The organism is Bradyrhizobium sp. (assembly GCF_049512235.1).
Classification (GTDB): domain Bacteria; phylum Pseudomonadota; class Alphaproteobacteria; order Rhizobiales; family Xanthobacteraceae; genus Bradyrhizobium.
Map to the genome: position 1 here is coordinate 1 of NZ_JBEKXH010000668.1, position 3,001 is coordinate 3,001.

The window sequence follows — 3,001 nt, forward strand, 5'->3', positions numbered from 1 at the left end:
GATCGAAATGAAGCAGCCCGACCTATCGAAGCTGCTCAGGGGCGATTTCCGGTTGGTTTCAGTAGAGAAGCTGATGCGAATGCTGACGGCCTTTGATCAGGACGTGGAAATCACGTTGAGGCCTCATCGTAAACGGGGCGAGGCTGGGCGGATCGCATTTATTTCGGCGGCGAGTTGATACATAGGGGGCAGGTGGCCCCCTATGGCATTATCCCTGGACGGCTTGTTTCGCAGCCGACTGTCCACCGTGCTTGCAGATTTCGATATGATCAGCGTCGATGCCGATCGGCTCGACGCGCAGCAGGCCCGGATCGGCGCTGTCGTCTGCGACGATGACTCCCACCGAGGTGCTGCGCTTCTCGTAAAACACCTTGTGCTGAATCGATGATGGCCAGTTGCGATACCAGACATTGAGCTCGCGCAGATTGGCGTCATTCTTGACAAGGTCGAGCGTCGACGGCGACGGCCAGGCGATCAGCCGAAGCGTTTCGAGCAGCGTCGCATGCGCGGACCCGGTGTGCGGCGTCGCCAGGAAGACGATACCCTTCACGCACGCGATCAGGTCGGCCGCTTCGGCATCGCCATAGGCGCGGCGCGCATCGGCGGCGCGCAGCAGCTGCTTGACGATCAGCCCGCCCAGGCTGTGGCAGATGAAGACCAACGGGGCGTCCCTGAGCTTGCGCACGCCGAGCAGGCTTTCCAGGACGTTCCGCGCCCGGTCTTGGATCGGCATGGCCGTGCCCAGCCAGTTGCTCGGCGGCGCGTCATAGGCCAGCGTCCAGGCCGACAGCCCCGCAATGTCGCGCGCTAACCAGTCCGGCCAAAACGTCTCCGCGCCCCGCGCCCGGCGCCAGGTGTCATAGGGGTGGCCGCCGAGGCCGTGAACGAACACGACATTGAGCCGCGCCGCGCCCTCCCACCCCGCAACCTTTATCAGCTGCGTCATTGGGGCTCCAGGCAGTGCTGATCGCCTGCCGCGGCAACTGAACCGGCAACAAGTGGTGGTAAGCGTACCTAGAGTACTAAACGCCACGTCCGTCCGCAACTGTGGGACGTATCAGTGTGGGACGTATCAGTCGTCCCGCCGAAGGGCTGCAGGAGCAGCCAACTCATGTCGCCCGGAGTTGGCCCGAACCGGAGGTCGGGCGGAGCAGGCCTGCTCCGCTCGGGCATTCAGACGCCAACCTATTCCGCTATCGCCAGGGCGATGGAATTGTGGCGGCCGCAGATCACGCCGGGCTTGGTCCCTCGACCGATGTCGGCTTAGGGCTGATCGCTTCATTTAAGCCGCCTGCCGCGCTCTTCCGATCCACCCCAAGCAACCGACATTCTTGGCGTTCGTCGGCACGTTTCAAAAGGGCGAATTCCGGACACGACGAGGCGGCCCGATCGAGTCGTGATTGACCAGTTCGGACATTGGTCGCTCGGCGGTGTTAGTCTGTGTGGCTATCTCTGTTCGTTTTGAGACTATTCCGCTCCTTCCGGGGGAGACCACCAGCGCGCTACAGCCCGCACCACGCCGGAGAGAAAGTGGGCCTCTTGCTCCCGTTGATTCCGAAGGATTTTCTCGGGAGCGGGCTGGCAGGGGGTGATAAACGCCGTACGCAAAGCCAGTGACATGCATTGCAATAGCATGCTAGGAACAGAAAGAGAACGGTGGCTGTCTTTACCCTCCAGCCTTACCGTGGTTTGAATTGCGATTCGCGCCTGCGCTCCGGTCGGGAGGACTTTCGTGGCGAAGAGACCGGAATTTTTCGAGGATCAGAAGGCCAAGTCGAGGGTCAAATCTACGATCGTCGTCAAGTACTTCAAGGCTTGGGCCAGGATTATGGCTGGCCAGGTTCAGGGCGAGACGGACCCGCGCCTGTCTACATCGACCTCTTCTGTGGGCCGGGCAAGTACGAGGATGGATCGGTCTCCACGCCTCTCCTGGTGCTGGAGCACGTCATCGCGACGCCGGACCTGAGAGACAAGCTGATTTCTGTTTTCAACGATGAGGATGCTGCCCGGACGGCGGAGCTCGAGAAGAACATCCTCGCTCTTCCGGGCATCGACGCGCTGAAGCACAAGTTCCAGATCCGCACGGGCGAGGTGGATGAGGAACTGGTCGAGGAGTTCGCTAGCATAGACATGGTGCCGGCGTTCAGCTTCATCGACCCATTCGGCTACAAGGGCGTTACGCTCGAGCTCCTCGAAGCCCTGATGAAGGGATGGGGCTCGGACATGGTCCTGTTCTTTCCCTTCGACCGTATCAACGCCGCTCTGACTAATCCGATGGTGACGAAGCATGTAGACGCGCTATTTGGCAAGGAGCGAGCAGACCGTCTGCGGGAGCTGACGTCCGGTATGCATCGGGAGAACCGCGAGGCGCTCATCATTGAAGAATTCGCGGAGGCGCTCCGGGAGCGCGGCTATCCGTACATCATTCCCTACGTGTTCGAATACGAGCAGAGAGATCGGACGTCGCACTACCTCATCTTCGTGACCAAGCATCCGCTGGGATACGGGATCATGAAGAACATCATGTACAAGGCGAGCGAGGACAAGAACCAGGGCATCGCGCGGTTCGGTATGTGCGTTCGGAGAGCGACAAGACGCCGCTCCTGAGCCTCCTGAACCGGCCTCTCGATGATCTGTGTGACGAGCTCCTCGAGTTCTTCGCGGGCAGGAAACTCACCATGGAGGCGATCCACCGGGAACACCAGAAGGCGCTCGGCATAAATCCGTTCGTCGAAAAGAATTACAAAGACGCGCTGAACATCCTCGATGCCGCGAAGAAGATCACGACCAGCAAGCCAAACCGGCGCAAAGGGACTTTCGCCGACGACATCGTGGTGACGTTCCCGAAGAAGGAAAATAAGTAATGGCCACGAACTCGAAGATCGAATGGACTGAGGCGACTTGGAACCCGGTCGCGGGATGCACAATCCTCTCGCCTGGCTGTACGAACTGCTATGCCATGCGGCTCGCGGCGCGCCTAGCTGTGATGGGGCAGGAGAAG

Annotated in this window: 5 protein-coding genes; 4 read left to right on the forward strand and 1 reads right to left on the reverse strand. The window is 60.4% G+C overall.

Annotation, left to right across the window (positions count from 1 at the left end):
• A partial coding sequence (locus ABSG20_RS33615) for an XRE family transcriptional regulator (protein ID WP_423868749.1) occupies positions 1–178 on the forward strand: 178 nt, incomplete at its 5' end.
• Positions 179–208: 30 nt separating this feature from the next.
• On the opposite strand, the gene ABSG20_RS33620 is transcribed toward ABSG20_RS33615, so the two are convergent.
• Entirely contained in the window at positions 209–946 is a 738-nt protein-coding gene (locus ABSG20_RS33620) for an esterase/lipase family protein (protein ID WP_423868746.1), read from the reverse strand.
• 710 nt (positions 947–1,656) lie between these two features.
• Here ABSG20_RS33620 and ABSG20_RS33625 point away from each other — a divergent pair.
• The 3 genes from ABSG20_RS33625 to ABSG20_RS33635 all read left to right on the forward strand — a co-directional run.
• Positions 1,657–2,607 (forward strand): three-Cys-motif partner protein TcmP, encoded by a 951-nt coding sequence (locus ABSG20_RS33625; protein WP_423868747.1) that lies wholly within the window; start codon positions 1,657–1,659, stop codon positions 2,605–2,607.
• Entirely contained in the window at positions 2,574–2,864 is a 291-nt protein-coding gene (locus ABSG20_RS33630; protein WP_423868748.1) for a hypothetical protein, read from the forward strand. The genes ABSG20_RS33625 and ABSG20_RS33630 overlap by 34 nt, the downstream gene beginning before the upstream one ends.
• On the forward strand, positions 2,864–3,001 hold a 138-nt coding region (locus ABSG20_RS33635; RefSeq protein ID WP_423868750.1), incomplete at its 3' end, for a DUF5131 family protein. The genes ABSG20_RS33630 and ABSG20_RS33635, both read left to right, overlap by 1 nt.

What these genes read in the sequence shown, in the direction of transcription:
- ABSG20_RS33620 (WP_423868746.1), bottom strand. Translation starts at nt 946, where the DNA reads ATGACGCAGCTGATAAAGGTTGCGGGGTGGGAGGGCGCGGCGCGGCTC.